This window comes from bacterium, assembly GCA_035370465.1.
Lineage (GTDB): Bacteria > Ratteibacteria > UBA8468 > B48-G9 > JAFGKM01 > JAGGVW01.
In genome coordinates, this window is record DAOOVW010000078.1 from 1 (window position 1) to 4,804 (window position 4,804).

4 protein-coding genes are annotated in these 4,804 nt (G+C 32.1%); 2 read left to right on the forward strand and 2 right to left on the reverse strand.

Annotated elements, in window-relative coordinates; genetic code table 11:
* A partial coding sequence (locus PLW95_07845) for a DNA-3-methyladenine glycosylase (protein ID HOV22566.1) occupies positions 1-582 on the reverse strand: 582 nt, incomplete at its 3' end.
* Positions 583-614: 32 nt separating this feature from the next.
* On the opposite strand from PLW95_07845, the gene PLW95_07850 reads away from it, so the two are divergent.
* Positions 615-1,208, forward strand: coding sequence for a biotin transporter BioY (locus PLW95_07850; GenBank protein ID HOV22567.1), 594 nt, complete (start codon positions 615-617; stop codon positions 1,206-1,208).
* Positions 1,195-2,211 (forward strand): aspartate-semialdehyde dehydrogenase, encoded by a 1,017-nt coding sequence (locus PLW95_07855; GenBank protein HOV22568.1) that lies wholly within the window; start codon positions 1,195-1,197, stop codon positions 2,209-2,211. The genes PLW95_07850 and PLW95_07855 overlap by 14 nt, the downstream gene beginning before the upstream one ends.
* Before the next feature lie 85 nt (positions 2,212-2,296).
* Here PLW95_07855 and PLW95_07860 read toward each other — a convergent pair whose 3' ends face one another.
* Positions 2,297-4,555, reverse strand: a complete 2,259-nt coding sequence (locus PLW95_07860; protein ID HOV22569.1) for a beta-galactosidase trimerization domain-containing protein — start codon at positions 4,553-4,555, stop codon at positions 2,297-2,299.
* Positions 4,556-4,804: the final 249 nt, after the last annotated feature.

Below are 4,804 nucleotides of genomic sequence, written 5' to 3' on the forward strand. Positions count from 1 at the left end.
AAATTTGTTTCCACTTATAAAAAATCTTAAATTTCTTTTTAAGTCAGTTTTTACTCCTATTCTTTTTGAACTTTTTATTTCAAAATTTTTATTTTCTGTATTTAGAATATAAATTTCATTTTTACTCTTTGTTATATCAATCCCATCAAATTTTTTATCAATACAGAAGCATTTTGTAAATTTTCCTGGACCTGATGATAGGTCCTCTATTTTTTCTTTTCCCCTATTTTTTTTCATTATTTCAATTCCTTCTATTGGTTCAACTGCCCTTATTAAGACAGCACCAACTTTATTTTTTTTGTGAGAGATAATATTTAAAAGGTAATTATTATGAACAACATAAATTAGTAATGTTCCCGCCTTTGATGACATTTTTTTGTGAAATAATTTACTTTTTCTCTTATATGCTCTACTTGCCGGGTCATTTTCACCAAAATATGCCTCTGTTTCTACTATAATCCCGGACAAAATTTTTCCACATATTTTTCTAATAAATTTTTTTCCTAATAATTCTTTTGCTACGATATCTGGATTTCTTTCAAAAAAAAACCTTTTAATAATACTTTCATTTTTTCCTTTCATATTGTAAAATTATAAACTAAACAGGAGAGAAAATGAAAGAAATAACAAAAAAATGGGATTTTATCTGGGAAAATTATTATGAAAAATTGGAGTATCTATCATTGGCAAAAAAAATATCTATTTCTTTGCTTTTTGCACTTATAATAGGTATTTCAGGGCAAATTTACATAAAATTACCTTTTACACCAGTTCCATTGACATTACAGGTATTTTTTGTTTTACTTTCAGGGATTTTGCTTGGAAGTAATTTTTCTGCCCTTTCTAATATTTTTTATTTACTTTTTGGTATTTTAGGGATTAACTGGTTTTTTGCCAGTAGTTCTGGTTTTTTTAGACCTACAACAGGATATATAATTGGTTTTATTTTTTCTTCATATTTTGTTGGGAAATATTTCTTTTTTAGAAAAAGTAAAATTTATTCTTTTTTAATTATGTTTTCTGCTGTTTTAATTATTTATATTTTTGGTTGTCTATTTCTTTCAGTTTTCCTTAAATTTAATTTTAAAAAGACAATACTTCTTGGTGTTTTACCTTTTATTCCTTTTGATTTAGTTAAGGCATATCTGGCAGGTATAATTGGAAATTCCATAATGAGAAATAAAAGGAGAAATTATGAAAGAATATAATGTTGCAGTTATTGGTATTGGAATGGTTGGTAAAAAAATGGTTGAAATACTTTATCAAAGAAATTTTCCATTAAAAAATTTAAAAGTTCTTGCAACAAGAGAAAGAGAAGAAGAAATAGCAGGAAAAATTTTAAAGATTGAAAAAATAAAAGAAAATTCATTTAATGAAATAGATATTGCTTTTTTCGCAGGAACAGAAGGGGAAAAAGGAGCAAGTTCTTTATTTGGATGGGAAGCAGTGAAAAAGGGCTGTATTGTTATTGATAATGGGGCAGATTTTAGAATGGATGAAAAAGTCCCCTTGATAATTCCAGAAGTAAATCCACATCATTTAAAAAAACATCAGGGATTTATTGCAAATCCAAATTGTTCAACTATTCAAATGGTCATGGCAATTTATCCTCTTGATAAAGAATTTTGTTTGAAAAGAGTTATTGTTTCAACATATCAGGCAGTTTCAGGAACAGGAAGAAAGGCAGTTGAAGAATTAAAAAAACAAACAGAGAGTTTTGTAAAAGGAGAGAAAATAAAGAGTGAAGTTTATCCACACCAGATTTTTGGCAATTTAATACCAGAAATTGGCAGTTTATCAGATGAATTTCCTGGCTATTTTACAGAAGAGGTTAAAATGATAAAAGAAACAAGAAAAATTCTTGACAATTATGACCTAAAAATTTCCGCAACATGTGTTAGAGTACCTGTGTTTAATGGTCATTCAGAATGTATTACCTGTGAATTTGAAAAAGAAGTACATGTAAAAAAAGTTAGAGAGATTTTAAGTAATTTTCATGGTATTAAAGTTATGGATAGACCAGAGGAGTCATATTATCCAACACCTTTATTTGCAACCGAAAAAGATGAAGTATTTATTGGAAGAATAAGAAAAAATCCTGCAATTGAAAATGCAATAGATATGTGGGTTGTTTCTGACAATATAAGAAAAGGTGCTGCTTTAAATACAATACAAATTGCTGAAAAAATGATAGAAATGTCCCTTCTATAATATTCAGTAAATATATCTTATGTAAATTAAGCACAATATCTACTCTCTTCATCATACTTTAATTAATTTTTCATTGGATTACTTTCTATTTCAGATTAATTACTGAGTATTTCTGTAGTAAACCTGCTTTAATTGTTAGGTTTAATGTATCTTCTGAAATTTTCACAGGCACCTGATAACTTCCTTCAAAATCAGGAGAGAAAAGTGTGGCTGTCCGGCACGGACAGAAACGCAGAGTTATGTGAATTTCTCCACATGGTTTTGCATTCCACTTTCCGTTTCCTCCAAATGTCTCTCCTTGTCGGCGCAATGTTTTTGATGCGTTAAGAAGGTGAAGAACATATTCTTCACCGTGTTGATATAATCCTGCCAAAATACCCTCAGGTGCTCCTTCAATAAGTAATTGTTGTTTTTCACCAAGCATATTTCTGACTGACTGCACAAGAATCTGTGCCAGACAAGGATCGCTTGCTTTTTTGAGGGCAAGATATTTAGTACTGCGGTCATTACGGTCTTTTTCCGTAGATATAGCATGTCCGAAAGGCATAAATGATTGGCTACCAATATATCCAGAAAAATAAGTAATATTTCCCCTTCCAAAAGAAGTTTTGAAATACACAGGAGAATTTGGCCATAAATCTTCATTTACACTCTCAAGAATTATCTTCCCGTCCCGAGTTGGCTTAACCTGGCGGTATGGTCTGCAGTTATCAATATAAAAAGGAATTTGTACATTTAGGAGAGAAACATCTGGTCCTGCTTTCCAAAAATTCTGCGATGGAATAAGCCCAAGATCCTTAATACCAAAAAGTTCTTGTAAAGCGGGTATTTTTCTATGTTCACCTGTCTGGTTGTAATGACCTGTTTCAAATGTAGCAATAAGTCCACCACCTTCTTTTACAAACTGCGTTATATTATCAGTTTGTACATCACTCATACAGGCAGTATTGGGAAGAATAATAAGGTCATATTTTTTGAGAACTGATATATCTTCAATATCATCATCAAGAATTACATCAAAAAGGATGTTATTTTTAAAGAGTTGTTGACACCACCCTGCATATTCGTTGGTAAAAGATTCTCCACTCGCGGCTTGATAGTTCATCATTGTATTTCGGGAGAAAAACACCGCAACTCTTGCACAAGAAACAGGATGTATATAAAGTTTTGGATGTTGTTGCTGGAAAACATTACCCTGTTTTGAAAGTAATGCTTCTTTATGAGCATTAAAATCGATAGAACTACCTGAACCACCTGAAAGCCAGAGATTCTGACCCAGAATTTTTGATAAAGCCCAGTGGAAATATCCCTGTGACTGATTTGCACTATAAAAAAGTGCCATAGCAGGAATACGGTAGCGTGCAGCAAGAGCAGATTTGTGTTTGAGTTCATGCACTGTCCACGCCCAGCAACTTAGTTGTTCTTCTGAGTGACAGATTTCAGTAAAAACGGTGTTGAAACAGGGTGCAGCACCCTCAAGGTCGTATCCAGTTCCTACAACACCAAATACAGATGTAGAGGCAGAGCAATAGTTTGGTCTAGCCATAATATACCCAAGTTTCTGGAAATGTTCATTGACTCTATGGTGATGAGCAATATGTGAGTTTGAGCGGAAGCGGATAAATGCGCGAAAAGCAGGGTTGTCAAAATTGAAGAAAAATGACCTGTCTTCTGTGTCTTTCTCCGGTATTTCATAGCCGTGCTGTTCTGTAAAAAGTTTTCTACACCAGTAGCAACCACAAGAATAAATACAAGGCATGAATTGAATATCATCTGTCATAATACCATCTATACCAGTGCGGTATAAATCTTCAAGATACCTGAAATAAATTCTTTGATAATCAGGGTTATTGAAACAGAAAATATGTCCATGGTAATAACTCCAACTTGGTTCTCCAGTTCTAATATCCACCTGATACATAGAAGAAAATGGAATATTATCTATCACAGGGTCACAGGTCACATCTTTGATATGTTGACTGAACCATGGATAGCGATTAAGATCAAACTTCTTTTTGTATATTTCTAATTCTTCCTTGTTTGGGTAAAAACTTTTCAGTACACTACTGTGGTGTTCAATAACTCTAATGCCATATTTATGACATGCGTTCACTATGCGGACAAGTGCCTGTGTCAGTTCAGGCCAGAGATAATACCAGTCCCATCTGAAATGAAACCCAGCAATAATTACTGTGTTAATACCTCCATTATGAAGTGCCTTTGCTTTTTTCTCAAAATCATTTACAGAATAATTAAAAACCTGGTCATAAGTAAATAGCCACGAACTATAACGGGCATTCCACATCCACTCAAGTTCTTTTGGGAAATAAACATTTTTGTTCATAATAACATTCTCCTTGCTAAAATTACTCTCCATTTTTCTCTGTGTAAATATTTACTCAACCCCATCTTTCTGATGAGAATATTTATCTACTTTTATACTATATTAAAAGGAGAGTTAAAGTTAAAATTATTTTATCAATTAAACTTTAACATATCTCCTATCAATTGACAAGTCAACTTCGCCATTTCATTTTGGGCAATTATGAAAACACTTGTAAATAAAGGGGTTAAAGAGATTTTAATTTGTTCA

Bases quoted from the DNA above. Each gene is read 5' to 3' on its own strand.
- PLW95_07850 (HOV22567.1), top strand. From the start codon at position 615: ATGAAAGAAATAACAAAAAAATGGGATTTTATCTGGGAAAATTATTAT.
- PLW95_07855 (HOV22568.1), top strand. From the start codon at position 1,195: ATGAAAGAATATAATGTTGCAGTTATTGGTATTGGAATGGTTGGTAAA.
- PLW95_07860 (HOV22569.1), bottom strand. From the start codon at position 4,555: ATGAACAAAAATGTTTATTTCCCAAAAGAACTTGAGTGGATGTGGAAT.